The following is a 24759-nucleotide window of genomic DNA, read 5'->3' as shown; positions in this document are numbered from 1 at the left end:
CATGAACGACCGGAACAAGGCCGCCTTCCAGGACGCGCCCCAAGGCAGCGCGCCCGCCAACGCCGCCAACGAAGGCCGCATCATCGCGGCGCACGGCCGCCATTACACCGTCGAACTGGCCGACGGCAGCCTGCGCAAGTGCTTTCCGCGCGGCAAGAAAGCCGGCGCCGCCGTCGGCGACCGCGTCCGCATCACGCCCCAGGGCCAGGACGAAGGCGCCATCGACGCCATCCTGCCGCGCCGCAACCTGCTGTACCGCTCCGATGAAATGCGGTCCAAGCAGTTCGCCTCCAACGTCGACCAGTTGCTGATCGTGGTGGCGGTGCAGCCGACCTTCTCCGACGATCTCACCGGCCGCGCGCTGGCCGGCGCCTGGAGCGCCGGCATCGAGCCGCTGATCATCCTGAACAAGACCGATATCGTCGACGCGCTGCCCGCGGCCCGCGCCCGCCTGGCGCCGATCGCCGCGCTGGGCGTGGACATCATCGAACTGAGTGCGCTGGAACCCGAAAAGGTCCACACGCTGCTGGCGCCGCGCCTGGCCGGCCGCACCAACCTGCTGCTGGGGCAAAGCGGCATGGGCAAGTCGACCCTGCTGAACGCGCTGGTGCCGGACGCCGCCGCGCCCACCCGCGAGCACTCGACCGCGCTGGACATGGGCAAGCACACCACCACCAGCACGCGCCTCTATCACCTGCCCGCGCCGGGCGGCGACCTGATCGACTCTCCGGGTTTCCAGGCCTTCGGCCTGCAGCACCTGAGCCGCGAGGACATCATCCGCGGCTTTCCGGAGTTCACCAAGCCGATCGAGTCGTGCCGTTTCTATAACTGCACCCATCGCCACGAGCCGGGCTGCGGAGTGGTCGCGGCGCTGGACGCGGGCGCGATCGACCCGGCGCGCTACGCGCTGTACCTGCGGATCCTGGACGAGAATCTGGCGGGGCAGCAGCGTTATTGACGCGGCAGGCCGGCACGGCGGTCCGCGGTCTCAGCGCGGCTGGAAGCCGTTGCGCAGCAGGTGGTACAGGTTGCGCAGCATGCCGGCGGTGGCGCCCCAGATGAAGTGCCGGCCATAGGGCATGCCGTAATAGTGGCGCACCCGACCGTCTTCGAGCCGCGCCTCGTACAGGCGGTGATTGGCCGGGTCCATCAGGAACGACAGCGGCACCTCGAACACCTCGGCCACTTCGAACGCATCCGGCGCCAGCTGGAAACCGGGGGTCACCAGCGACACCACGGGAATGATCGAGAAACCGGTGGCCGTCAGGTACGGCGGCATGCTGCCCAGCACCTCGACGTGGTTGGCCGGCAGGCCGGTTTCCTCCTGCGCCTCGCGCAGGGCGGCGTCGATCGGCGTTGCGTCGCTGGTTTCGATGCGGCCGCCGGGAAAGCTGATCTGGCCGGCGTGATCGTGCAGATGCGCCGCGCGCTGGGTCAGCATGATGTGCACGCCGTTCTCGCGCGTCACCAGCGGAATCAGCACGGCCGCCGGCACCGGCGTGCCTTCGCGGCCCGGATAGCGCAGGTCGTTGTCGCGTGACAGCTCGAGCGTCCAGGTGGACGGCTGGCTGAGCGTGCCGCGCAGCTGGTCGGGCGTCAGCAGGCCGGACGGCACCGCCGGCAGGGAATCGTTGGCGACGACCCAGGGTTGCGACGCCGGATCGAATCCGGGACGCGCCAGTGGCCGTCGTGGCCGAGCGGAAGACGAGGAATCAGACATTCGGCTTTTCAAAAAGAAAAAGGCACCCTCGCAGGTGCCTTTTTAACCCGGAAACCCGTGCCGAACGAAAACGCTGGATGGCGTGTGCGTCCGACACTGGTAGGGCCGTGTGCCGATAAGCGATCAAGCCGCCGAGGCTTGCTTGCTGACCAGCTTTTCCTTGATACGCGCCGACTTGCCCGAGCGGTTGCGCAGGTAGTACAGCTTGGCGCGGCGCACGTCGCCGCGGCGCTTGACTTCGATGCCGGCGATTTGCGGCGAGTACAGCTGGAACGTACGTTCCACGGCTTCACCCGACGAAATCTTGCGCACGGTGAACGCGGAGTTCAGGCCGCGGTTGCGCTTGGCGATCACGACGCCTTCGAAAGCCTGCACGCGCTTGCGGGTGCCTTCGACGACGTTCACGCTCACGATGACGGTGTCACCAGGAGCAAATTCAGGCTTGGCTTGGCCGCCGGTCAGGCGGGCAATCTCTTCCTGTTCCAGGATAGCGATAAGGTTCATTGAGAACTCCTAGATCATCATGCCTTTGCGGACTAAAAAAGCTTTGCCGTTCGATGTTGTTCACGCCCGCCAAAAAGGCCAGGCCATGTACCGCAAGCAGAGGATGAGATTTGGCAAACCAATGATTCTACACCAAAAATTGGCCGACGCCTCAGGTAACATGGCGCCCTGCCCGCGGGTTTGCGGTACCCTAGCGGTTTCTGTAACAAACACGTCATAAGACGCTGTTCCCTCATGTCGTATTCGTCCCTGTTATTGGTCGTCCTGGCGGCGATGGCCCACGCAACGTGGAATCTGCTAGCCAAGCGCGCGGCCATGGTGGGCGCTCCCTTCGTCTTCGCCTACGGGCTGTGCGCCTCGGTGCTGTATGCGCCGTGGGTCGTGTGGGTGCTGCTGCATGACGGCATGACCTGGACCTGGCCCGTGGTCGGGGCGATCCTGACCTCCAGCCTGTTGCATCTGGGCTACAGCCTGTGCCTGCAGCGCGGCTATCAGGTCGCGGACCTGTCGGTGGTGTATCCGATCGCCCGCGGCACGGGCCCCCTGCTCTCGACCACCGGCGCCTTCCTGCTGCTGCGCGAACCGGCCACCACCACCGGCATCGCCGGCATGCTGTGCGTCGTGATCGGGGTGCTGCTGATCGCCACCCAGGGACGGCTGTCGATTTTCCGCAACGCCCAGGCCTGGGTGGGCGTGCGCTGGGGCATGGTGATCGGCCTGTTCATCGCCGCCTACACCGTGGTGGACGCCTATGGCGTCAAGGTGCTGCTGATCAGCCCGGTGCTGTTCGACTGGTTCACCTGTGTCACCCGCACCGCCATGATGACCCCGCACATGGTGAAGCGCCGCGCCCAGGCGTGGGAACTGATGCGAGGCCACTGGCATCTGGCGCTGGCGGTGGGCCTGCTGTCGCCGCTGGGCTACATCCTGGTGCTGTATGCCCTGCGCAACGGCGCGCCGCTGAGCCTGGTGGCCCCGGCGCGGGAAATGTCGATGATGCTGGGCACCTTGGCCGGCATGTTCCTGCTGCGCGAGAAAGTCGGCCCCGGCCGCCTGGCGGGCTGCCTGTCGATCCTGGCGGGCGTGGTGCTGCTGGGCTCGACCTGACGCCGCGCCGGCATCGTGCGCGGGCCGGCGCCGCCTTCAATCTGGATATCGTGCCGAGGGTGTTGACCCCGGGCACTACCGTCGCCTCAGAAGCCGCCGGCCACGCCGAGCCACATGAGGGCGGGAATCATCGCGCCCCACGCCAGCACCAGCACCACGTCCAGCACCATGCTTTTGACGCTGACCTGATCCGACACCGGTTCGACCGTGGCGTTGCCCAGGCTGCGCTCGCGCGGCGCCTGGACGACGTTGCCGACCGGTGCGGCATCAGCCGCGGCCGGCGGAAACGGCCACCTGCCGGGCAGCGTACCCGCCCGCTTGCGCGGCTCGACTTGCGCGGGCGTCGCCACGCCGCCGGCGATGGGAGCGGCAAGATCGATGGACGCGGCGCCATCCGCATGACCGCCCGCCGGCGCGGCCGACCAGGGCATGGCCAGCCCCGTGAAACGGGCATAGACGGCGCGGGCGCGTTGCGCCGCGCGACGCAACGGCGTCAGGGAAACGGCGGCGAGATCATCCGGCAGGACGGAAAGCTGAGCGGTGTTCATGAGGAACTCCTAGTAACGCGGTCAAGAACCACGGCAACGCGCCGCGGCGGCAACCCACGGCCGGGCCGTGGGTCAATCGAACAACGACAATTGCCCGGCAACCATGGCGCGCAATTGGCGCGCGCCGCGCCCATAGGCGCCGGCGACCGGCAAGGCACTGGGAAAAGGGACCCCTGAAGACGCTTTCGCGCCAGCCGGGGATGGGGAAACGGGGGCGCCGGCTGCGGCCGGCGGGAACAAGGCGGCGGAACCGCCGGCGGACGCCGGCGGCTGGAAGCGGTCGCAATCGAGCGCCAGCCGGTGGCGGTTCAGGCCGAGCTTGCGGGTGGCCACGGCGAAGCGCTGGCGCAGCAGGTCGGCCCAGATGCCGGTGCCGCGCATGCGCGAACCGAAGTTGGGATCGTTGCGGCGGCCGTTGCGCAGGTCTTCGATGCGATGGAGCACGCGTTGGGCGCGATCCGGGAAGTGGGCGTTGAGCCAGTCCTCGAACAGGGTTTTGACTTCCCAGGGCAGGCGGATGACGGTGTAGCTGGCGTAGTGCGCGCCGGCCGCCTTGGACTCCTGCAGGATGTGCTCCATGGCGTCATCGTTGATGAACGGGATCACGGGCGCCACCAGCACGCCGACCGGCACGCCGGCGGCGGTCAGGTTGCGCACGGCTTCCAGGCGGCGCCAGGGGGCGGCCGCGCGCGGCTCGAGCGTGCGGGCCATGTCGGCGTCCAGCGTGGTGATGCTCATGTAGACCACCACCAGCTTGTGCTCGGCCAGCGCGGCCAGCAGATCGAGGTCGCGGGCCACCAGGGCGTTCTTGGTGACGATGGTGACCGGGTGGCGGGTTTCGAGCATCAGCTCGAGCATGCCGCGCGTCAGGCGCCAGTCGCGCTCGATGGGCTGGTAGGCGTCGGTGGCCGAGCCGATGTTGATGGGCGACGGCTTGTAGCCGGGGCGGCTGATCTCCGCCCGCAGCGCCTCGACCGCGTTGGCCTTGGCCACCAGCCGGGTCTCGAAATCGAGGCCGGGGGAATAGCCCAGGTAGGAGTGGGTCGGGCGGGCGTAGCAATAGACGCAGCCGTGCTCGCAGCCTCGGTAGGGATTGACGGCCACGTCGAAGGGGATGTCGGGCGAATCGTTGCGCGACAGGATCTTGCGGGCCTCTTCGGCCGTGACGATGGTCTTGGGGGCGGCGGGCGCCCGGCGGACGTCGGGCAGGATGGGGATGACGGAAGTATTGGGGACAGCATCGACGAAATCAGCCGGGAGGCCCGAAGCGGACCAGCCATCGTCGACCTGCACGCGGTCATCTTTCTGGAAGCGATGCCGAACATTAGTAACCGCACCCCGACCGCGCAAGGCGGCGGGGGCGGCAGCCGGGGACCCAGAACCGGCGGGAAAAGAATGATCGGTGCGTGCCATGAAAACTACTGTACAAAAACACAGTGGTTTTGACAAGCACCAAAAGCCTTTTCGTAAGACAGCCCCACTTTACCGCAAGACGAAGACGGCGTCCGGACAATTCGATTTCATCTTGCGATATCGCCCGGGAACCCGCGCCAGCATTGGGTTTGGAATAAAAACAACACCCAAAAACCGGTACGGGGCGGGCCCTTCCCGCCCCGACTTGCGGTTTACCGAAGCATGCCCGCCGCCGCGGTCTGATGCGTGGCTTGGTCGATCAGGATGAAGGCGCCGGTGGCGGGCACATCGGCGTATCGATCGACCGCCAGCGACTCGCGCGTGGTGAACGCGACGCGGCCGATGTCGTTCATGCGCAGCGTGCCTTCGGTGTTCTCCACTTCCTGCAGTTCGTGGATGTCGCGATGCGAGAGCACCGCGCGGATCTTCGCCGACGTCAGTCGCGTGCCATGCTTGAGCAGATACTTGCGCGCGGGGTTGAGCGCCTGCGCATCGAGCCAGCAGAGCTCCGCCTCGAACTCGCGCGCGACCTGCGCCGGCGCGGCCGCGTGCACGATCACGTCGCCGCGCGACACGTCGACGTCGCGGTCCAGCACCAGCGTGACCGAGTCGCCCGCCACCGCTTCATCGAGCGCGCGATCGAACAGCCGCACTTCCTGCACGCGCGCCGTCACGCCCGACGGCTGCACCACGATCTCATCGCCGGGGCGCAGCACGCCGCTGGCGATGCGGCCGGCGTAGCCGCGGAAATCGTCCTTGCGGCTGCCGTCGTGGCGCGCCACCCATTGCACCGGAAAGCGCAGCGGCCCAGCGCCGCCATCACCGGCCAGCTCCAGCGATTCCAGCAGCGTCAGCAGCGGCTGGCCGGCATACCACGGCGTCTTGTCCGACCGCGTCACCACGTTGTCGCCGTTCAGCGCCGACAAAGGCAGCGCGTCGAAGTGCGCGATGCCGAGCTTGTCCGCCAGATCGGCGTAGGCGTCGCGGATGCGCTCGAACACGGCCGGGTCCCAGTCCACCAGGTCCATCTTGTTGACGGCCACCACGATGTGGCGGATGCCCAGCAGGCGGGCGATGGTGCTATGGCGCTTGGTCTGCGGCAGCAGCTTGCCGTCGGCCGCGCGGGTGGCGTCGATCAGGATCACGGCGACGTCGGCGGTGGAGGCGCCGGTGACCATGTTGCGGGTGTACTGCTCGTGGCCGGGCGCGTCGGCGATGATGAACTTGCGCGCCGGGGTCGAGAAGTAGCGGTAGGCCACGTCGATGGTGATGCCCTGCTCGCGCTCGGCCTCCAGGCCGTCCGTCAGCAGGGAGAAGTCGATGCCGCCCTCGGCCACGCGCTTGTACTTGGCGCGCGAAATGGCGTCGAGCTGGTCGGCGAACACGCCCTTGCTGTCATACAGCAGGCGGCCGATCAGCGTCGACTTGCCGTCGTCGACCGAGCCCGCGGTGATCAGGCGCAGCACGCCCGTGCCGGCGCCGGAAAGAAAAGAATCGTTTACTGCGTTCATATGCGTCCCCTGTCGGCCGGCCTGGCGCCGGCCAATCGTGCGATCAGAAATAGCCTTCCTTCTTGCGGCGCTCCATCGAGGCCTCGGAAGTCTGGTCGTCCATGCGCGTGGCGCCGCGTTCGGTGATGTCGGTCACCGCGGTCTCGGCGATGATGGCGGCCGTGTCGGCGGCATCCGAGGCCACCGGGCAGGTGCAGGAAATGTCGCCCACGGTGCGAAAGCGCACCGACAGGCGCTCGACCGTGTCGCCGTCCTGCGGCGGCGTCAGGCGCGTGACCGGCACCAGCAGGCCCTTGCGCCGCACCACCTCGCGCTCGTGACTGAAGTAGATCGACGGCAGCGCCAGCTGCTCGCGCTGGATGTACTGCCAGACGTCCAGCTCGGTCCAGTTGGAAATCGGAAACACCCGCATGTTCTCGCCGCGATGCACCTTGGTGTTGAACAGGTTCCACAGCTCGGGGCGCTGGGCCTTGGGATCCCACTGGCCGAACTCGTCGCGGAACGAGAAGATGCGTTCCTTGGCGCGCGCCTTTTCCTCGTCGCGGCGGGCGCCGCCGATGCAGGCGTCGAAGCCGAATTCCTCGATCGACTCCAGCAGCGTCACGGCCTGCGCCGCGTTGCGCGAATCGGTCTCGCGCCGCAGCACCACGCTGCCGCGCTTGATCGAGTCCTCGACGCTGCGCACGATCAGGGTCTCGCCCAGCTCGGCCGCGCGGGCATCGCGGAACGCGATGACCTCGTCGAAATTGTGGCCGGTGTCGATGTGCATCAGCGGGAACGGAAAGCGCCCCGGACGAAAGGCCTTTTCGGCCAGGCGCAGCAGCACCACCGAATCCTTGCCGCCCGAGAACAGCAGCACGGGCTTCTCGCTCTCGGCCGCCACTTCGCGCATGATGAAAATGGCTTCCGATTCCAGCCAGTCCAGATGGCTGCGTTGAATCACTGCGGACATAGGTATTCCCCTAAAACGAATTCTTGATACGTGACGGGCGTCAGGCGCGCGTGGTTTCCGCGACGATGCCAATGACCCGGTTGCCGGCATGCAGGCCGCATTCCTTGGAGTCCGACGACTCCCACCACCAGCGTCCGGCCCGCAGGTCTTCGCCCGGACGGATGGCGCGGGTACAGGGCTCGCAGCCGATGGACGGATAGCCCTGGTCGTGCAGCGGGTTGTAGGGAATGCCGAGCGCGCGGATCACGCCCCAGACTTCCGCCTCGCTCCACTCGGCCAGCGGGTTGAACTTGTAGAGACCGAAGGTCGGGTCGTGCTCTTCCAGGTGCAGCTCGCCGCGCGTGGTCGACTGCGCCCGCCGCTGGCCGGTGATCCAGGCGCCGCGTCCGGCCAGCGCGCGCTTGAGCGGCTCGACCTTGCGGATCTGGCAACAGGCCTTGCGCAGCTCGACGCTTTCGTAGAAGGCGTAGGCGCCATGTTCGGCCACGTGGCGCTCGACCGCGTCGGCCTCGGGCCGGTACACCGTGACCTCGCGGCCGTAGCGCGCGCGCACCGCGTCCAGCACGCCCAGCGTTTCGGCGTGCAGCCGGCCGGTGTCGAGCGTGAATACTTCGAGAGCCAGGCCGGCGCCATAGATGGCGTGCGTCAGCACCATGTCCTCGGCCGCCAGGGACGAGGCCAGCGCGGCGTCGGGATAGCGCTGGCTCGCGTCCGCCAGGCGCGCCACCAGCTCGCGCCAGCGCGCCGCGAGGGCCGGCTCCAGGCTGGCGGCGAGATCGGCGGCCGTCATGATTGCACCGCGAAGACACGCGCCCGGCGCGGGCGGGCCAGCAGGATGTCGCCATCGCGCAGCGCCAGTTCGCGATAGAGGTGCTCGGGCACCTCGGCCTCGATGACGGCGTCGGAATCCTGGCTGGCCAGTTCCAGATACGCGCTGGGGCCGGCCAGGTAGGCATGCGACAGGCGCACCGGGATGCCCGCGCCATCGGCCCGGTAGCGCTCGATGTCGAATTCGTGCGGCCGCACATAGGCCGTGGCGCGTTGCGACTCGGCCTGCGCCAGCTCGGGCGCCGGCAGCGACAACCCCGCCCCTTCCCAGACGCCGCGGCTGGCCACGCCCTGCAACTGGTTGACGTCGCCCAGGAAGCCGTAGACGAACGGCGTGGCCGGCCCTTCCCAGACCTCGCGCGGCGTGCCGACCTGTTCGATCTTGCCGGCGTTCATCAGCACCACGCGGTCGGCCACTTCCAGCGCCTCTTCCTGGTCGTGGGTGACGAACACGCTGGCCACGTTCAGCTCGTCGTGCAGACGGCGCAGCCAGCGCCGCAGTTCCTTGCGCACCTTGGCGTCGAGCGCGCCGAACGGCTCGTCCAGCAGCAGCACGCGCGGCTCCACCGCCAGCGCGCGCGCCAGGGCGATGCGCTGGCGCTGGCCGCCCGACAGCTGCGCCGGATAGCGATCCGCCAGCCAGTCCAGCTGCACCAGGCCCAGCAGATCATGCACCTTGCGCCGGATCTGGTCCTCGGACGGCCGCTGCGAACGGTGCTTGACGCGCAGCCCGAAGGCGACGTTCTCGAACACCGTCATGTGCTTGAACAGCGCGTAGTGCTGGAACACGAACCCGACCTGGCGCTGGCGCACGTCGACCGCGGTGGCGTCCTCGCCGGCGAACAGCACGCTGCCCGTGTCGGCCGACTCCAACCCCGCGATGATGCGCAGCAGCGTGGTCTTGCCACAGCCCGACGGCCCCAACAGCGCCACCAGCTCGCCGGTCTCGATGTGCAGCGATACGTCGTTGAGCGCGCGGAACTGGCCGAAGCGCTTGGATAGATTGCGAACCTCGATACTCATGCTTGTCTCCGTCTGGCCGGCCGCGTCAGGCGACGGCCGGCTTGATGGCCGTCGCGGGGCCGGGATACTCGACCGGCAGTTCCGCCGCCTTCAGGTAGCGCGCGTTGCGCCACTCGACCACGTTCTTGGCCACCAGCGTCACCAATGCCAGCAGCGCCAGCAGCGAAGCCACCGCGAACGCCGCCGAATACTGGTATTCGTTGTAGAGAATCTCCACATGCAGCGTCATGGTGTTGGTCAGGCCGCGGATCTGGCCAGACACCACCGAGACCGCGCCGAACTCGCCCATGGCGCGCGCATTGCAGAGAATGGCGCCGTACAGCAGGCCCCATTTGATGTTGGGCAGCGTCACCCGCCAGAAGATCTGCCAGCCGCTCGCGCCCAGCGTCAGCGCGGCCTGCTCTTCCTCGCTGCCCTGCGCCTGCATCAGCGGGATCAGCTCGCGCGCCACGAACGGAAAGGTCACGAACAGCGAGGCCAGGATGATGCCGGGCACGGCGTAGACGATCTTGAAGTCATGGTCCTGCAGCCAGCCGCCGAACCAGCCCTGGGTGCCGAACAGCAGCACGAACACCAGGCCGGCCACCACCGGCGACACCGAGAACGGCAGGTCGATCAGCGTGATCAGGAACTGCTTGCCGCGGAACTGGAACTTGGTGATGGCCCAGGCCGCGGCCACGCCAAACACCAGGTTCACCGGCAGCGCGATCGCCGCCACCAGCAGCGTCAGCCGGATCGCGGCCAGCGCGTCCGGCTCGACGATCGCCTCCAGATAGAGCGCCCAGCCCTTGCGGAAAGCCTCGAAGAACACCGCGGCCAGCGGCACCAGCAGGAACAGCGCCAGAAAGCCCAGCGCCAGGAACAGCAGGATGCCGCGCACCCAGCGCGGCTCGGTCAGGTGGGCGGGACGGTCAGCAACGCTCATGACGATCTCCCGAGGCCGCGACGGGCCTGCCAGCCCTGCAGCAGATTGATGATGAGGAGCAGCACGAACGACAGCACCAGCATCACCGTGGCGATGGCGGCGGCGCCGGCGTAGTCGAACTGCTCCAGCTTGGCGATGATGAGCAGCGGCGTGATTTCCGACACCATCGGCATGTTGCCGGCGATGAACACCACCGAACCGTACTCGCCCACGGCGCGCGCGAAAGCCAGCGCGAAGCCGGTCATCAGCGCCGGCAGGATGGTCGGCAGCAGCACGCGGCGGATGGTCTGCCAGCGGTCCGCGCCGAGGCTGGCCGCGGCCTCCTCGATCTCGCGCTCGACGTCTTCCAGCACCGGCTGCACCGTGCGCACCACGAACGGCACGCCGATGAAGATCAGCGCGATCACGATGCCCAGCGGCGTGAACGCCACCTTCAGGCCGAACCAGTTGGCCAGCGGCGCGCCCAGCCAGCCCTTTTCGGCGTACAGCGCGGTCAGCGCGATGCCGGCCACGGCGGTGGGCAGCGCGAACGGCAGGTCCACCAGCGCATCCAGGATCTTCTTGCCGGGAAAGCGGTAGCGCACCAGCACCCAGGCCACGATGGTGCCGAACACCAGGTTCACCAGCGCCGCCAGCAACGAGGCGCCGAAGGTGAGTTGATAGGACGCCAGCACCCGTGGCGCCGTCACCGCGTCCCAGAAGCCCTGCCAGCCCAGCGATGCGCTCTTGATCGGCAACGCCGCCAGGGGAATCAACACGAGCACGCTCAGGTACAGCACCGCGTAGCCCATGGAAATGCCGAAACCGGGCAGCACGCCCGGGCTGTTGCGCCGAACGGCAAAAGGCGCCTGCGCGCCCTTTGCCGTCGGAATCGAGGCTGAAGTCATGGCCGTCGTCCGCTGGTTGTCCGCTTACTTCTTCTGCGGCTGGTAGATCTGGTCGAAGGTGCCGCCGTCGCTGAAGTGGTCCTTCTGCGCCTTGCGCCAGCCGCCGAAGATCTTGTCGTCGATGGTCACCAGCTTGACCTTGGGGAACTTGCTTTCGTACTTGGCGGCCACGGTCTTGTCGATCGGCCGGTAGTAGTTCTTGGCGATGATCTCCTGGGCGGCCGGGGTGTAGAGGAATTCCAGGTAGGCCTGGGCCGCGGCGCGGGTGCCCTTCTTGTCGACGATCTTGTCGACGATGGCCACCGGCGGTTCGGCCAGGATCGACAGCGACGGCACCACGATGTCGAACTTGTCCGGACCCAGTTCCTCCAGCGCCAGGAAGGCTTCGTTTTCCCAGGCCAGCAGCACGTCGCCCACGCCGCGCTCGACGAAGGTGGTGGTGGCGCCGCGGGCGCCGGTATCGAGCACCGGCACGTGCTTGAGCAGCTCGCCGACGTAGGCGCGCGCCTTGTCTTCGCTGCCGCCGTTCTTCTCCAGCGCGTAGGCCCAGGCGGCCAGGTAGTTCCAGCGGGCGCCGCCCGAGGTCTTGGGGTTGGGCGTGATCACCTGCACGCCGTCCTTGACCAGGTCATCCCAGTCCTTGATGTGCTTGGGGTTGCCCTTGCGCACCAGGAACACGATGGTCGAGGTGTAGGGCGAGCTGTTCTGCGGCAGGCGCGCCTGCCAGTTCTCCGGCAAGAGACCGCGGTCGGCGATGGCGTCGATGTCATAGGCCAGCGCCAGCGTCACCACGTCGGCTTCCAGGCCGTCGATGACCGAGCGCGCCTGGCGGCCGGAGCCGCCGTGCGACTGACGGATGGTCAGGTCGACGCCGGCCTTTTCCTTGTATTGCTTGATGAAGGCGTCATCGATGGCGCGATACAGCTCGCGCGTCGGGTCGTACGATACGTTCAACAGGGTCTGCTTCTGCTGCGCCTGCGCCGGCGCGATCGCGGCGAGAGACATCGTCACTGCGGCCAAGGCGGCCAACCATCCGGCTTTCCTGAAAGACATTCCTTGCTCCCTTCCCGTGTTTGGCAATGTGGAAGCAAGTGTGCAGGCGGCCTGTTCTGAACGGAACGAATCATTCTTTGATTGCTCATCGCTCCCAGGCATATAGCGCGGCCGTCGCCCCCTGTGAAAAAGCCGCGCATTCCCAGGGAATACGCGGCTTTGCGGGCGTTTTGCAAGCGCCATCCGGCAAGGCGGCGCGGGCCGCCTTGCGCACGGATTTCTTATTTACTTATTCGGTTGAGGCGTAATGCGCAGATAGGGACGCACCGCCTTGTAGCCCTTCGGGAACTTCTGCTTGATGACCGCCTCGTCCTGCAGCGACGGCACGATGATGACATCATCGCCGTCTTCCCAGTTGACCGGCGTGGCCACGCTGTGGCTGTCGGTCAGCTGCAGCGAATCGATGACGCGCAGGATCTCGTTGAAGTTGCGGCCGGTGCTGGCCGGATACGTGATGATCAGGCGCACCTTCTTGTTCGGGTCGATGATGAAGACCGAGCGCACCGTCAGCGTGGCGTTGGCGTTCGGGTGGATCATGTCGTACAGCTCGGACACCTTGCGGTCCTTGTCGGCCAGGATCGGGAAATTGACCTTGGTCGACTGGGTGTCGTTGATGTCCTCGATCCACTTGGTGTGCGAGTCGGTACCGTCCACCGACAGCGCCAGCACCTTCACGTTGCGCTTGGCGAATTCGTCGGCCAGCTTGGCGGTGTAGCCCAGCTCGGTGGTGCAGACAGGGGTGAAATCGGCAGGATGCGAGAACAGCACTCCCCAGCTATTGCCCAGATACTCGTGGAAACGGATCGGGCCGGCCGAGGATTCCTGTTCGAAATCGGGCGCGGTGTCGCCCAGGCGTAGATGACTCATGGTGTCTCCTGCTTGCGGATTCAGGTTACGGAATCGACCGGCCGCCAGGTCCGGCGGCCGGCTGGAAAAACGTCTCGATGGCGGCCTGTGCCGCCCCTCGAAACGATTCTTCCATCAAACCTGTTGCAGGGGAAATACGCAAGACATATAACCTTATGCAATATTCGCGGCCGCGCCGCAGGCGTCGGCCACCACCCCGGCGCGCACCGCCGCCGACAACGCCAGGGCGCGCGGCAGGATGTGGGCGGCGTAGAACAATCCGGTCGCCAGTTTCTCGCGATGGAACGGATCGGTCGACCCCGCGGCCAGGCGCCGGCGGCACACCAGCACCGCGCGCGCCATCTGCCAGCCGCCATGCACCACGCCGGCCAGCATCAGGTACGGCACGCTGCTGGAATAGACCGCGCGGATGTTCGCCGCCGACTGTTCCAGGATGAACTCCACCCCGGCCTCGTAGGCCTGGATCGCGCTGTCGAGGTTGTCGCGCAGCAGGCGCAGGCCGTCGCGCTCGGACGCCGCCGCGCGCGACGACTCGGCCTCGACCGCCCGCAGCGTCTCGCGCATGGCGGCGATGGCGGCATAGGCGGTGGCGCCGGCGTCGCGCTGGGTCTTGCGGCTGACCAGGTCGTTGGCCTGGATCGCGGTGGTGCCTTCGTAGATCGGCAGGATGCGGGCGTCGCGGTAGTACTGCGCCGCCCCGGTCTCCTCGATATAGCCCATGCCGCCATGCACCTGGATGCCGAGCGAGGCCACTTCCACCGCCGATTCGGTCGAGAAGCCCTTGACGATCGGCACCATGTATTCATAGAAGGCGCGGTTGCGGGCGCGCTGCTCGGGGTCGGGATGATGCGTGCCCTTGTCGTGCGCGGCCGCCGTCACGTAGGACACGGCGCGCGCGGCTTCGGTCAGCGCCTTCATCGTCAGCAGCATGCGCTGCACGTCCGGGTGGCGCGCGATCGCGACGGCCGCGGCCGAGCCTTCCACCGCCCGGCCCTGCACCCGTTCACGGGCATAGGCCAGCGCATGCTGGTAGGCGCGCTCGGACACGCCGATGCCCTGCTGCCCAACCGAGTAGCGGGCCGCGTTCATCATGATGAACATGTATTCCAGGCCGCGGTTCAGTTCGCCGACCAGGTAGCCGACCGCGCCCTCGCCCGCCTCGCCCTTGCCCGAGCCGTACAGCAGCACCGCGGTGGGGCTGCCGTGGATGCCCAGCTTGTGCTCCAGCGAGGCGCACCAGACGTCGTTGCGCGCCCCCAGGGCGCCGTCGGCGCCGACCAGGAACTTGGGCACGATGAACAGCGAGATGCCCTTGACTCCGGGCGGCGCGTCCGGCGTGCGCGCCAGCACCAGGTGGATGATGTTCTCGGCCAGGTCGTGCTCGCCGTAGGTGATGAAGATCTTCTGACCCGACAGGCGGTAGCTGCCGTCTTCCTGGCGCACCGCGCGGGTGGCGACCTGGGCCAGGTCCGAGCCGGCCTGCGGCTCGGTCAGGTTCATGGTGCCGGTCCATTTGCCGCCGATGAGGTTGGGCACGAACTTCTTGCGCTGCTCTTCCGAGCCGACGGTGAGGATGGCCTCGATCACGCCGTCGGTCAGCATCGGGCACAGCGAGAACGCCAGGCTGGCCGCCTGGATGTTCTCGCCGGGCGCGGCCGCCACCAGCTTGGGCAGGCCCTGCCCGCCCCAGGCCTGCGGATGCTGCAATCCCTGCCAGCCGCCGGCCGCGTAGTCCTTGAAGCCCTGCGCGTAGCCTGGCGTGGCGGTGACCTGGCCGTCGTTCCAGACCGGCGGCCGCGTATCGCCGGGCACGTTCAGCGGCGCGATCGCCTGCTCGACGAAGCGGCCGTTTTCTTCCAGGATGGCGTCCACCAGGTCGGGCGTCACCTCTTCGAAGCCGGGCAGTTTGAGGACGTCGTCCAGGCCGGCCAGTTCGTTCAGCGCGAAGCGGAAATCCTTCAGCGGGGTAAGGTAGGGCATCTTGTCTCCATGAGCCTGCTCCCGTGACGGCGGGGGCGGCGGGGTGCGATGGGATGCCGCCTTGGGCGACGCGCATGGCGCGGTCGATGGCGGTCTCGGTAGTTTCCCTAGCCTATGTTAAACCCTCGCTCCGCGTCATGGGGCGACGCGCCCTGCCGACCTCACCCCCCGAGATGATGCGCCAGCGACACGATGATCGGCCCCAGCACCGGCAACAGGACGTTGGCGATGGCGTAGGTCACCGTGTAGCCCAGCAGCGGCACCGCGCTGCCGCTGGCGCCCAGGATGGCGCTGATGGCCGGCGTGCTGACGTGCTGGCCGGCGATGGCGCCGACCAGCAGCGGTCCCTCAATCTTGAGTATCTTGTGCCCGACCCACAGCGACAGGCAGGCCGGCCCCAGCGACACCAGCAGGCCGATCAGCGGCAGCACCGCGCCGTGCTCGCGGATCAGCGCCACCGCCTCCGGCCCGGCCGACAGGCCGACGCAGGCGACGAACACCGCCAGGCCCAGGTCCTTGAGCAATTGCACCGCGTGCTCGGGCATGTGGCCCAGCGCCGGCCGCTTGGCGTTGATCCAGCCGCAGACCAGGCCGCTGACCAGGGCGCCGCCGCCGCTGCCCAGCGACACCGGAATGCCCCACAGCCGCGCGCCCAGGGCGCCGATCATCAAGCCCGCGAGGATGCCGAAGGCCAGGAACACCAGGTCGGTGACGCCGCTGCGCCGCAGCTCGTTGCCCAGCGCCGCGCCCGCCTGCGACAGCTCCGGCTCGGCGCCCACCAGCGTCACCAGGTCGCCGTACTGCACCACGGTGGCCGGCGTGACCGGCAGCATGTGGCCGGAGCGCTGGATCGACTGCAGGAACACGCCCCGCGCCCGCTGTGCGCGCGGCCGCCTGGCCAGTTCACCGACGGTGTGGCCATTGACCTCTTTCTTGTTGACGATGACCTGCAGCTCGGCCAGCTGCAGGTCATCGGCATGCGCCTCGGGCAGCTGGATCTCTGGCCCGATGACCGAGCCCGCGCGCAGCGCGAAGCGGCGCAGGCCCAGCACCACCACGATATCGCCGGTGGCCAGGCTGTCCTCGGGCGTGGGCTCGATCGCCTCGCCGTTGCGCAGGATGCGGCTGATGGCGGTGCGCCCGCCCAGCTCGGCCTCGATCTCGGCCACCGTCTTGCCGTCGGCGTCCTTGACCACGTGCGAACGCCCCACCAGCCGCGGCAGGGTCGGCAGCAGGTTGTCGTCCGACTCGCCCGGGCCCGCGCCCAGCTTTTCCTCCAGCGCCTTGGAGGCCTCGCGCAAGTTGATGCGCAGCAGCGCCGGCGCCACCTGGCTGGTGAAGAACACGATGCTGATCAGGCCCACCAGGTAGGTCAGCGTGTAGGCCGTGGCGATGTTGGCCTCCATCCGCTGCACCTCGGCGTCGGCCAGGCCCAGGTGCTTGAGGGCCTCGGCGGCGGTGCCGACCACCGCGGACTCGGTCGCCGCCCCCGCCGCCAGTCCCGCCGCGGTGCCCGCGTCCAGCCCGAACAGCGGCACCGCCAGCAGCACGATGGTCAGCACCAGCAGCGCCTCGATCACCGGCAGCACGATGTAGCGCAGGCTGGAGCGGTTCAGGTTGGCGAAGAACTGCGGCCCGCCCGAATAGCCCATGGCGAAGATGAACAGGGCGAACGCGACCTCCTTCAGGTCGCCGCGCATCTGGCAGCCGGTCTGGCCGATCAGCAGGGCGACGATGAGCGTGCCGCACACGCCCCCCAGCTGGATCGGCCCGACCTTGAGCTTGCCGATCAGGTATCCCAAGCCCACCGTCAGGAACAGCACCGCGATGGGAACGTTATTGAAAAACCCGACTGAGCACGTCATGAGGTCATGTCACCCTGGATGTGGTGGCGGCTGGCTACGACTTGATCCCTTTCTTGGCCGAGCGCTCGGCCTTGGCGGCCTTCTTGACCGCCTGTTTCACCGCCTTCTTGGCGGCCTGCTTGCCGGCGGCCTTGCGCTTGGCGGCGGCGGGCTTGACCGTCTGGCCCTTGCCGGCGGTCGGACCCGAACGCACCAGCTGGCCGGCCTTCCACGCCTCGACGTATTCCGTGGCGGCATCGACCATGTGCTTGCCGATCTTGGAATAATCGCCGTCGTCCAGGTTGGCCAGCGAGATGCGGATCGACCACGGCGGCCCGCCGAAACCGCCGCCGTCCATCAGCACCACGCCGGATTTCTCGGCCAGGCGGAACAGGAAGTCAACCGGCTCGTAGTTCGACGTCATGTACTTGCAGAAGGCATCGCCGTAGGTGTTCTTGGCCCACACCATGAAGTCCAGCTCGACGTAGTACCAGCCGCGCATCGGATCTTCCGGCGGCAGCGGCGCCCCCAGCCCGCGCCACAGCGCGTCGCGGCGCGCGCGCACGATCTGCATGGTCAGATGCTTGTAGGCGTCCTTCAGATCGAGCAGGTGCGACAGCGCAAAGAAGCCCATCTGCACCTGCTGCGGCAGCGACAGGCCCGCCGTGTGGTTCAGCGCCACGTTGCGGCTGTCGGCCACCAGCCGGTCGATGAATTTGAGCTTCTCCGGCTCCATGGTCATGGCGCCGTAGCGCTTGTTCAGGCGCTTCTTCCACGACGCCGGCAGCTCGGCGATGCGGCGGTCCATGGTGTTCTGCTCGTGGGTCGCGATCACGCCCAGGCGCCAGCCGGTGCAGCCGAAGTTCTTCGAGAACGAATAGACGCAGATGGTGTTGTGCGGCACCTCGGCCATCAGCGAGCGGAAGTTGGGCACGAAGGTGCCGTAGACGTCGTCCGTCACCAGCACCAGGTCCGGATTCTTGCGGATCAGGCCCACGATCTGCTTCATCTCGACCGGGCTGAAGGCGACCGACGGCGGGTTGCTGGGGTTGACCGTCACCGCCAGCTTGATCTTCGGATTCTCGAGCTTGGCGATTTCCGTGGCCGGATAGTGCCAGTCGTGGGTGCCATCGGCGCGCACGCTGCTGGCATTGATGGCGACGATCTTGAACTGGAAGCGCTCCAGGTGCGCGATCTCGATGTAGGGCGTGAAGGTCGGCAGGAACAGCGCGATGGTGTCGCCCTGCTTGAGCAGGCCGTTCTGCATCAGCGAGTCGAAGATGTAGCACATGGCCGCCGTGCCGCCCTCGACCGGGAACAGGTCGAACTTGCCCTTGGGCGGCCGGCCGTCGCACATTTCCTTGATCAGGTAGTCGTGCACCACCTGCTCCAGGTGCACCAGCGCGCGCGGCGGCACCGGGTAGTTGTCGCCGATGACGCTATCGGTCAGCTCGTGGATCCATTCGTCCGGCACGAAGTTCTTGATCTTCACGCCGTACTCCAGCACCCCGGCCAGGAAGTCCGCGCCCGCCGCGCCCTTGTTCTTGGACAGGAACTTGCGCAGGCGGTCGGCGCAGCCCTTCTTGGGCGGCATGCCCGCCAGGATCCCGTCATCGCGCACCCGGCGCGCTTCCTTCATGGCGAACTGGCCCAGCAGGAAGAAGGCGTCGCGCGGCTCGGTGGCGATCCAGTTGGGATTGCCGCGGCCGGCGTTCAGCATGGTCAGCGCGGCGGTCTGCTGGCTGTCCTTGGCCAGCGTGATCAGATAGTCCTTCAGTTCGAAGGGTGACAGCTGTTCCAGGTCGCGTTGGCGCGAACGCGTGGTTTTCAGGGCCGAGGCCAGGCTGACGGTGAGAGGCGCGGTGGAAGCCATTGTTCAGTACTCCTGGTTTGCGATTGACAGGCGCTTGCGGCGGGGAATGCCCCGGATCCGCTGGCCGGTCCGCCGCGAGGGGGACGGCCGGGCAGCGGCAATCCCGGTCCCCGGCAAGGCGCGGCCGCCCCGCCGGGGACCGGGCCTCTAGGTCATGAGCATGACGATGACAATGCCCCAGATGATGAGCAGGGTATTGCCGATGGCGTAGGGCACGGTGTAGCCCAGGGCGGGCACCTGGCTCTTCGCGGTTTCGGTGATCTGGCCGATGGCGGCCGTGGTGGTGCGGGCCCCGGCGCAGACCCCCAGCACGATGGCCGGATGGAACTTGAACACGTAGCGGGCGATGTACACCCCCAGGATCATCGGGATGCTGGTGGCGATGATGCCGGCGATGAAGAGCTTGGCCCCCAGTTGCTGGAAGCCCTGCACGAAGCCCGGCCCGGAGCTGATGCCCACCACCGCCACGAACGCGGTCAGGCCGACCGAAGTCAGGAACCAGTGCACCGGTTCCGGCACGCGGCCGAAGGTGGGATGCACCGACCGCAGATAGCCGAAAATCAGGCCGGCGATGAGCGAACCGCCCGAGGTCGACAGCGTGATCGGAATGCCGCCCACGGTCAGCACCAGCGTGCCGAACAGGCCGCCCAGCAGGATGCCGAAGCCCACGAACACCATGTCGGTCTGCTCGGTGGCGCGGTCCACGTAGCCGACCTTGCCGACCACCCGCTCGACGTCGCGCTTGGCGCCCAGGATGAAAAGACGGTCGCCGCGGTCGAGCTTCAGGCCCCAGTTGACCGGCATCTCATGGCCGCCGCGCACCACTTTGCGCAGGAACACGCCCCGCCCCAGCTCGCGCACCTGCTCCATCTCGGAGATTTCCTTGACGGTCTTGCCGGCCAGGTTCTTGTTGGTCAGCACCACCTCGACGATCTCGGCGGGCAGGTTGATCAGGTCACGGTCCTCGACTTCGGCGCCGATGATCCCGGCCGCCTGCAACACCAGCGCATCGTGCCGGCCGGCCACGCCGAGGACGTCGCCGGCCTGCAGCACGGTGGTGGAATCGGTGTCGAGAATCTGGTCGCCGCGGCGGATGCGTTCGACGAATACGCGCGCCTCGACGAAGCGCGACTCGATATCGCCCACGGTCTTGCCGACGAATTCGGAATGGTCGAGCTTGTAGGCGCGGGAGATGAACTTGCGATAGCCCGACAGTTCCATCGAGTCGGCGCCGCCGGACATCTTGGCCTCGTACTCCTGGCACTCCTTGACGATGTCCACGCGCATCAGCTTCGGGCCGAGCGAGGCCAGCAGCCAGGCGCTGCCGACGGTGCCGAAGATGTAGCAGACCGCGTACGCCACCGGGATGCTGTCGATCCATTTCTTCTTGGTGGCCGCATCGATGCCCAGGCCGTTGATGGTGTCGGTCGCCACGCCCATCACCGCGGAAATAGTCTGCGCACCGGACAACAGGCCCGCACCGGTGCCGGCGTCGAAACCGAATCCGACGGCGGTGCCCCAGGTGACCAGCAGGCAGATGACGCAGATGACGACGGCGAAGATGACCTGCGGCAGGCCATCGCTTTTCATGCCGCGGAAGAATTGCGGGCCGACGCCATAGCCCAGTCCGAACAGGAACAGCAGGAAAAAGACTTGTTTGACGATCGGGGCGATCGTGATGTCGAGCTGGCCGACCAGCACACCGACCAGCAAGGTGCCAGTCACCGCCCCCAGATTGAATCCGAATATTTTCTTGGCGCCGATCCAATACCCGAGACCCAGGGTAAGGAAAATCGCAAGCTCCGGATATTTTCGCAGAGTGTCAAAGAACCATTCCATCCCGAATCTCCTTCGTTATGTACCGGTCAAGCACTTACGCCGTGTCTAGCTGCGCGCGAGACACATTATCAGAATCCTTCAAAAGATCAAAAGATTTGGATAGTAAATATCAAATAGTTTCGATTGTCAGGCAAACAGGAAAAACAACCGGCGCATAAAAACCAGGCATGAAAAAGCCCGCGGGCGTAACGCGCGCGGGCTCGGGGACTGCCGGTAATGACGCTTTACAGCGCGCCGGTCAGTTCGGGAACGACCTGGAACAGATCACCCACCAGGCCATAATCGGCCACGCCGAAAATCGGCGCCTCGGGATCCTTGTTGATGGCCACGATGACCTTGGAATCCTTCATGCCGGCCAGGTGCTGGATGGCGCCGGAAATGCCGACGGCCACGTACAGCTGCGGCGCAACAATCTTGCCGGTCTGGCCGACCTGCCAATCGTTCGGCGCGTAGCCGGCGTCGACCGCGGCGCGCGAGGCGCCCAGGGCGGCGCCGAGCTTATCGGCCAGCGGATCCAGGATCTTGAAGTTCTCGGCGCTGCCCAGGCCACGGCCGCCGGAAACGACGACGCGGGCGCCGGCCAGTTCCGGACGGTCGCTCTTGGCGACTTCGCGGCCGACGAAGCTCGACAGGCCGGAATCGGCCACGGCGGCAACGTCTTCCACGGCGGCCGAGCCGCCCTGCGCGGCCACGGCGTCAAAGCCGGTGGTGCGCACGGTGATGACTTTGACCGGGTCGGCCGATTGCACGGTGGCGATGGCATTGCCGGCGTAGATCGGGCGCTGGAACGTGTCGGCGGATTCCACGCCGATGATGTCGGAGATCTGGGCCACGTCGAGCTTGGCGGCGACGCGCGGGGCGACGTTCTTGCCCGAGGCGGTGGCCGGGAACAGGATGTGGCTGTAGCCGGAGGCCACGGCCAGCACCTGGGCGGCGACGTTCTCGGCCAGGCCGTCGGCCAGCTGCGGAGCGTCGGCCAGCAGCACCTTGGCCACGCCGGCCGCTTGCGCGGCCTGGTCGGCCACGGCGCGGGCATTGGCGCCGGCGACCAGCACGTGGACGTCGCCTCCGATCTTGGCAGCGGCGGCGACGGCGTTCAGGGTTGCGCCCTTGAGCTGGGCGTTATCGTGTTCGGCAATAACCAGCGTCGTCATCTCAAACCACCTTCGCTTCGTTCTTGAGTTTGTCCACCAGGGCCGCGACATCGGCCACCTTGATGCCGGCCTTGCGGGCGGGCGGCTCGCTGACCTTGAGCGTCTTCAGGCGGGGCGCCGGATCGACACCCAGTTCATCCGGGGTGACGGTGTCCAGCTGCTTCTTCTTGGCCTTCATGATGTTGGGCAGCGTGACGTAGCGCGGCTCGTTCAGGCGCAGGTCGGTGGTGATGATGGCCGGCAGCTTGAGCGTCAGCGTTTCCAGGCCGCCGTCGACTTCGCGCGTGACCGTGGCCTTGCCGTCGGCCAGCTCGACCTTGCTGGCGAACGTGGCTTGCGGCCAGTCCAGCAGCGCGGCCAGCATCTGGCCGGTCTGGTTGGCGTCGTCGTCGATGGCCTGCTTGCCCAGGATCACCAGTTGCGGCTGTTCCTTGTCGACCAGCGCCTTGAGCAGCTTGGCCACGGCCAGGGGTTGCAGTTCGGCGTCGGTCTGGACCAGCACGCCGCGGTCGGCGCCGATGGCCATGGCGGTGCGCAGCGTTTCCTGGCATTGCGCAACGCCGCAAGAAACCGCCACGACTTCGGCCACGGCGCCCTTTTCCTTCAGGCGGGTGGCTTCCTCGACGGCGATCTCGTCAAAGGGGTTCATGGACATCTTCACATTGGCGATATCCACGCCGGTCTGATCAGACTTGACGCGCACCTTGACGTTGTAGTCAACGACGCGCTTGACAGGTACCAACACCTTCATCCCGCTGCCTCCAAATGGAAATAGTTACCCGGGGGAGTTAACGATCCGCCGGGATCGCATTGCACAATTTTTTCCTGATTCTACAGCTTCGCCAGCGCCCGTATATGGGCCACGACGCTGCGTCCCAGGGCGGACAGGTTGTAACCGCCCTCGAGCGTGCTGACGATCCGCCCCTGGCAATGGCGCTCGGCCACGTCCACGAGCTGCTCGGTGATCCATGCATAGTCGGCCTCCACCAGCCCCATTTGACCCATGTCATCCTCGCGATGGGCGTCGAAGCCGGCCGAAATCAGAATGAGTTCCGGGCGGTGCGCCTCGAGCCGCGGCAGCCAGGTGTCGGTGACGATGCCGCGCACGGCCGCGCCCGCCGTATAGGCCGCCACCGGCACGTTGACCATGTTGGCCGCCGGGTGCTCGGTGCCGCTGTTGGGAAAGAACGGGTGCTGGAAAATGCTGCACATCAGCACCCGCTCGTCGCCGGCGAAGACGTCCTCGGTGCCGTTGCCGTGGTGCACGTCGAAGTCGACGATGGCCACCCGCGACAGGCCATGGAAGTCCATGGCGTGGCGGGCCGCGATGGCCACGTTGTTCAGGAAGCAGAAGCCCATCGCCTGCGAGCGGCAGGCATGGTGCCCTGGCGGACGCACCGCACAAAAAGCGGTGCGGGCCTCGCCGCCGATGACCGCGTCGACCGCCGCCACCCCGGCGCCGGCGGCGTACAGCGCGGCCTCGTAGGTGTGCGGATTCATCAGGGTGTCGGGATCTATCGGGTAATACCCTTGCTCGGGCGTATGTTCGCGCAGACTGTCCAGGTACTGGACAGTGTGCACCCGCAGCACGTCATGGCGGGACGCCTGGGGCGCCTGCCGGTCATCCAGATAGGGCATCAGGCCGCTGGCGAGCAATTGGTCGGAAATGGCGTCCAGCCTCTGCGGGCTTTCCGGATGCCAACTGCCCATTTCATGCAAGCGGCATGCCGGGTGGGTAAGATACATGGTCTCCATAAGGAAGATTATGTTCATCTGTCGGCGATTACTGCAACTCGGCACCTTGTCGGCCCTCCTGGCCGGCTGTTCCACCACCGCTCCCACCGCCTCGAATCCGTCCGCCGCCCTGCCCCCCGCGGCCACCGCCGGCAACCCCGCCCCCATCCGCATCGGACCCGCGGCGCCGACCCCCGGTCCCGAACTGGCGGACGATGGCCCGGCCGCCCTCACCCCCAGCGGCGTCCTGCGCCCCGAGGTGCGCAGCTTCGTCGAAAGCCTGGCCGCCGAGCGCAACCTGCCGCTCAAGCCGATGGTCTCCGCCCTCGAAAGCACGCGCTACAACGCCACGGTGGCGCGCCTGATCGCGCCGTCGCCCCCGGGCAAGAAGGTCTGGCGCAGCTGGCTGACCTACCGCTCGCGCTTCGTCGAGCCCAAGCGCATCGGCTGGGGCGTGGAGTTCTACAACGAGCATCGCGACCAGCTCAACCAGGCCGCGCAGCGCTTCGGCGTCCCGGCCCCGATCATCGCCTCGATCATCGGCGTTGAAACGCTGTATGGCCGCAACATGGGCAATTTCCGCGTGCTGGACGCGCTGACCACGCTGGCCTTCGACTATCCGGACCCGGCCAAGCCCGAGCGCGCCACCATGTTCCGCGGCCAGCTGGCCGACTTCCTGACGCTCGCCATGACCGGCAAGCTCGATCTCGAAACCCGCGGCTCCTATGCCGGCGCCATCGGCATGCCGCAGTTCATGCCCACCAGCATCAAGCACTACGCGGTGGACGGCGATGGCAGCGGCCATATCGACCTGACCAACAATACCCGCGACGCCATCATGTCGGTCGGCAGCTTCCTGTCGCAGCATGGCTGGCAACGCGGCCTGCCGGTGTTCGCGCCGGTGGCGCTGCCGGCCGACCCCACCGCGCTGGTGGACGGCGGCCTGGAACCCAAGCAGACCTGGGGCACGCTGACCGCGGCCGGCGCCCGGCTGCAG

22 protein-coding genes are annotated in these 24759 nt (G+C 67.2%); 3 read left to right on the top strand and 19 right to left on the bottom strand.

Features of this window, described 5'->3' with window-relative positions; translation table 11 throughout:
- The first annotated feature begins 1 nt into the window (after position 1).
- Positions 2-958 carry a ribosome small subunit-dependent GTPase A gene (gene rsgA / locus AOZ53_RS03960; protein WP_054429463.1) on the top strand — a complete coding sequence of 319 codons (957 nt, stop codon included), beginning with the start codon at positions 2-4 and terminating at the stop codon, positions 956-958.
- A 30-nt stretch (positions 959-988) separates the two neighbouring features.
- Here rsgA and AOZ53_RS03955 read toward each other — a convergent pair whose 3' ends face one another.
- Both AOZ53_RS03955 and rplS read right to left on the bottom strand, forming a co-directional pair.
- Entirely contained in the window at positions 989-1720 is a 732-nt protein-coding gene (locus AOZ53_RS03955; protein WP_054429464.1) for a CoA pyrophosphatase, read from the bottom strand.
- Between the two features lie 123 nt (positions 1721-1843).
- Positions 1844-2224, bottom strand: a complete 381-nt coding sequence (gene rplS / locus AOZ53_RS03950) for a 50S ribosomal protein L19 (RefSeq protein WP_006218237.1) — start codon at positions 2222-2224, stop codon at positions 1844-1846.
- A 234-nt stretch (positions 2225-2458) separates the two neighbouring features.
- Between rplS and AOZ53_RS03945 the strand changes: the two genes are divergently transcribed.
- Positions 2459-3331, top strand: a complete 873-nt coding sequence (locus AOZ53_RS03945; protein WP_006393647.1) for a DMT family transporter — start codon at positions 2459-2461, stop codon at positions 3329-3331.
- Positions 3332-3417: 86 nt separating this feature from the next.
- On the opposite strand, the gene AOZ53_RS03940 is transcribed toward AOZ53_RS03945, so the two are convergent.
- The 17 genes from AOZ53_RS03940 to AOZ53_RS03860 all read right to left on the bottom strand — a co-directional run bounded on the left by AOZ53_RS03940 (position 3418) and on the right by AOZ53_RS03860 (position 23783).
- Positions 3418-3879, bottom strand: coding sequence for a hypothetical protein (locus AOZ53_RS03940; protein ID WP_054429465.1), 462 nt, complete (start codon positions 3877-3879; stop codon positions 3418-3420).
- Positions 3880-3951: 72 nt separating this feature from the next.
- A complete protein-coding gene (locus tag AOZ53_RS03935) occupies positions 3952-5292 on the bottom strand; it encodes a PA0069 family radical SAM protein (RefSeq protein ID WP_054429466.1) in 1341 nt (446 codons plus the stop codon).
- 212 nt (positions 5293-5504) lie between these two features.
- Positions 5505-6803 (bottom strand): sulfate adenylyltransferase subunit 1, encoded by a 1299-nt coding sequence (locus tag AOZ53_RS03930; RefSeq protein WP_054486895.1) that lies wholly within the window; start codon positions 6801-6803, stop codon positions 5505-5507.
- 43 nt (positions 6804-6846) lie between these two features.
- Positions 6847-7755, bottom strand: coding sequence for a sulfate adenylyltransferase subunit CysD (gene cysD, locus AOZ53_RS03925; protein ID WP_054429468.1), 909 nt, complete (start codon positions 7753-7755; stop codon positions 6847-6849).
- A gap of 40 nt (positions 7756-7795) precedes the next feature.
- Positions 7796-8545, bottom strand: coding sequence for a phosphoadenylyl-sulfate reductase (locus AOZ53_RS03920; RefSeq protein WP_054486893.1), 750 nt, complete (start codon positions 8543-8545; stop codon positions 7796-7798).
- Positions 8542-9606, bottom strand: coding sequence for a sulfate/molybdate ABC transporter ATP-binding protein (locus AOZ53_RS03915; RefSeq protein ID WP_054486892.1), 1065 nt, complete (start codon positions 9604-9606; stop codon positions 8542-8544). Before AOZ53_RS03915 ends, AOZ53_RS03920 begins: the two co-directional genes overlap by 4 nt.
- 25 nt (positions 9607-9631) lie before the next feature.
- On the bottom strand, positions 9632-10531 hold the full coding sequence (cysW, locus tag AOZ53_RS03910) for a sulfate ABC transporter permease subunit CysW (RefSeq protein ID WP_054429471.1): 900 nt from the start codon (positions 10529-10531) through the stop codon (positions 9632-9634).
- Positions 10528-11418 carry a sulfate ABC transporter permease subunit CysT gene (gene cysT / locus AOZ53_RS03905; protein ID WP_054429472.1) on the bottom strand — a complete coding sequence of 297 codons (891 nt, stop codon included), beginning with the start codon at positions 11416-11418 and terminating at the stop codon, positions 10528-10530. Before cysT ends, cysW begins: the two co-directional genes overlap by 4 nt.
- A 24-nt stretch (positions 11419-11442) precedes the next feature.
- Entirely contained in the window at positions 11443-12471 is a 1029-nt protein-coding gene (locus AOZ53_RS03900) for a sulfate ABC transporter substrate-binding protein (protein WP_054429473.1), read from the bottom strand.
- 225 nt (positions 12472-12696) lie between these two features.
- Entirely contained in the window at positions 12697-13338 is a 642-nt protein-coding gene (locus AOZ53_RS03895) for a peroxiredoxin (RefSeq protein ID WP_006388282.1), read from the bottom strand.
- A gap of 153 nt (positions 13339-13491) precedes the next feature.
- The gene (locus tag AOZ53_RS03890; protein ID WP_054429474.1) at positions 13492-15318 is read right to left on the bottom strand and encodes an acyl-CoA dehydrogenase; all 1827 of its coding nucleotides are present in this window, start codon (positions 15316-15318) and stop codon (positions 13492-13494) included.
- 161 nt (positions 15319-15479) lie between these two features.
- Entirely contained in the window at positions 15480-17183 is a 1704-nt protein-coding gene (aspT, locus tag AOZ53_RS03885; protein WP_054429475.1) for an aspartate-alanine antiporter, read from the bottom strand.
- Between the two features lie 34 nt (positions 17184-17217).
- Positions 17218-19035, bottom strand: a complete 1818-nt coding sequence (locus AOZ53_RS03880) for a bifunctional aspartate transaminase/aspartate 4-decarboxylase (protein WP_054429476.1) — start codon at positions 19033-19035, stop codon at positions 17218-17220.
- 147 nt (positions 19036-19182) lie between these two features.
- Entirely contained in the window at positions 19183-20874 is a 1692-nt protein-coding gene (gene aspT / locus AOZ53_RS03875) for an aspartate-alanine antiporter (RefSeq protein WP_054429477.1), read from the bottom strand.
- A gap of 224 nt (positions 20875-21098) precedes the next feature.
- The gene (locus AOZ53_RS03870; RefSeq protein WP_024068180.1) at positions 21099-22028 is read right to left on the bottom strand and encodes an electron transfer flavoprotein subunit alpha/FixB family protein; all 930 of its coding nucleotides are present in this window, start codon (positions 22026-22028) and stop codon (positions 21099-21101) included.
- A 1-nt stretch (position 22029) separates the two neighbouring features.
- Positions 22030-22779, bottom strand: a complete 750-nt coding sequence (locus AOZ53_RS03865) for an electron transfer flavoprotein subunit beta/FixA family protein (protein WP_054473879.1) — start codon at positions 22777-22779, stop codon at positions 22030-22032.
- 80 nt (positions 22780-22859) lie between these two features.
- Entirely contained in the window at positions 22860-23783 is a 924-nt protein-coding gene (locus AOZ53_RS03860) for a histone deacetylase family protein (RefSeq protein ID WP_082385492.1), read from the bottom strand.
- A 10-nt stretch (positions 23784-23793) separates the two neighbouring features.
- Here AOZ53_RS03860 and mltB point away from each other — a divergent pair.
- A partial coding sequence (gene mltB, locus AOZ53_RS03855) for a lytic murein transglycosylase B (RefSeq protein ID WP_054486890.1) occupies positions 23794-24759 on the top strand: 966 nt, incomplete at its 3' end.

Source organism: Achromobacter sp. 2789STDY5608621 (assembly GCF_001299375.1).
Lineage (GTDB): Bacteria > Pseudomonadota > Gammaproteobacteria > Burkholderiales > Burkholderiaceae_B > Achromobacter > Achromobacter insuavis.
Note: the sequence above shows the minus strand (reverse complement) of the source record. Positions and strands in the feature narration are given on the sequence as shown.

Bases quoted from the DNA above. Each gene is read 5' to 3' on its own strand.
- AOZ53_RS03880 (WP_054429476.1), bottom strand. From the start codon at position 19,035: ATGGCTTCCACCGCGCCTCTCACCGTCAGCCTGGCCTCGGCCCTGAAA.
- AOZ53_RS03940 (WP_054429465.1), bottom strand. From the start codon at position 3,879: ATGAACACCGCTCAGCTTTCCGTCCTGCCGGATGATCTCGCCGCCGTT.
- AOZ53_RS03920 (WP_054486893.1), bottom strand. From the start codon at position 8,545: ATGACGGCCGCCGATCTCGCCGCCAGCCTGGAGCCGGCCCTCGCGGCG.
- AOZ53_RS03870 (WP_024068180.1), bottom strand. From the start codon at position 22,028: ATGACGACGCTGGTTATTGCCGAACACGATAACGCCCAGCTCAAGGGC.
- AOZ53_RS03865 (WP_054473879.1), bottom strand. From the start codon at position 22,779: ATGAAGGTGTTGGTACCTGTCAAGCGCGTCGTTGACTACAACGTCAAG.
- AOZ53_RS03955 (WP_054429464.1), bottom strand. From the start codon at position 1,720: ATGTCTGATTCCTCGTCTTCCGCTCGGCCACGACGGCCACTGGCGCGT.
- rsgA (WP_054429463.1), top strand. From the start codon at position 2: ATGAACGACCGGAACAAGGCCGCCTTCCAGGACGCGCCCCAAGGCAGC.
- AOZ53_RS03895 (WP_006388282.1), bottom strand. From the start codon at position 13,338: ATGAGTCATCTACGCCTGGGCGACACCGCGCCCGATTTCGAACAGGAA.
- AOZ53_RS03935 (WP_054429466.1), bottom strand. From the start codon at position 5,292: ATGGCACGCACCGATCATTCTTTTCCCGCCGGTTCTGGGTCCCCGGCT.
- rplS (WP_006218237.1), bottom strand. From the start codon at position 2,224: ATGAACCTTATCGCTATCCTGGAACAGGAAGAGATTGCCCGCCTGACC.
- aspT (WP_054429477.1), bottom strand. From the start codon at position 20,874: ATGGAATGGTTCTTTGACACTCTGCGAAAATATCCGGAGCTTGCGATT.
- AOZ53_RS03900 (WP_054429473.1), bottom strand. From the start codon at position 12,471: ATGTCTTTCAGGAAAGCCGGATGGTTGGCCGCCTTGGCCGCAGTGACG.
- cysW (WP_054429471.1), bottom strand. From the start codon at position 10,531: ATGAGCGTTGCTGACCGTCCCGCCCACCTGACCGAGCCGCGCTGGGTG.
- aspT (WP_054429475.1), bottom strand. From the start codon at position 17,183: ATGACGTGCTCAGTCGGGTTTTTCAATAACGTTCCCATCGCGGTGCTG.
- AOZ53_RS03890 (WP_054429474.1), bottom strand. From the start codon at position 15,318: ATGCCCTACCTTACCCCGCTGAAGGATTTCCGCTTCGCGCTGAACGAA.
- cysD (WP_054429468.1), bottom strand. From the start codon at position 7,755: ATGTCCGCAGTGATTCAACGCAGCCATCTGGACTGGCTGGAATCGGAA.
- AOZ53_RS03860 (WP_082385492.1), bottom strand. From the start codon at position 23,783: ATGGAGACCATGTATCTTACCCACCCGGCATGCCGCTTGCATGAAATG.
- AOZ53_RS03915 (WP_054486892.1), bottom strand. From the start codon at position 9,606: ATGAGTATCGAGGTTCGCAATCTATCCAAGCGCTTCGGCCAGTTCCGC.
- cysT (WP_054429472.1), bottom strand. From the start codon at position 11,418: ATGACTTCAGCCTCGATTCCGACGGCAAAGGGCGCGCAGGCGCCTTTT.
- AOZ53_RS03930 (WP_054486895.1), bottom strand. From the start codon at position 6,803: ATGAACGCAGTAAACGATTCTTTTCTTTCCGGCGCCGGCACGGGCGTG.
- AOZ53_RS03945 (WP_006393647.1), top strand. From the start codon at position 2,459: ATGTCGTATTCGTCCCTGTTATTGGTCGTCCTGGCGGCGATGGCCCAC.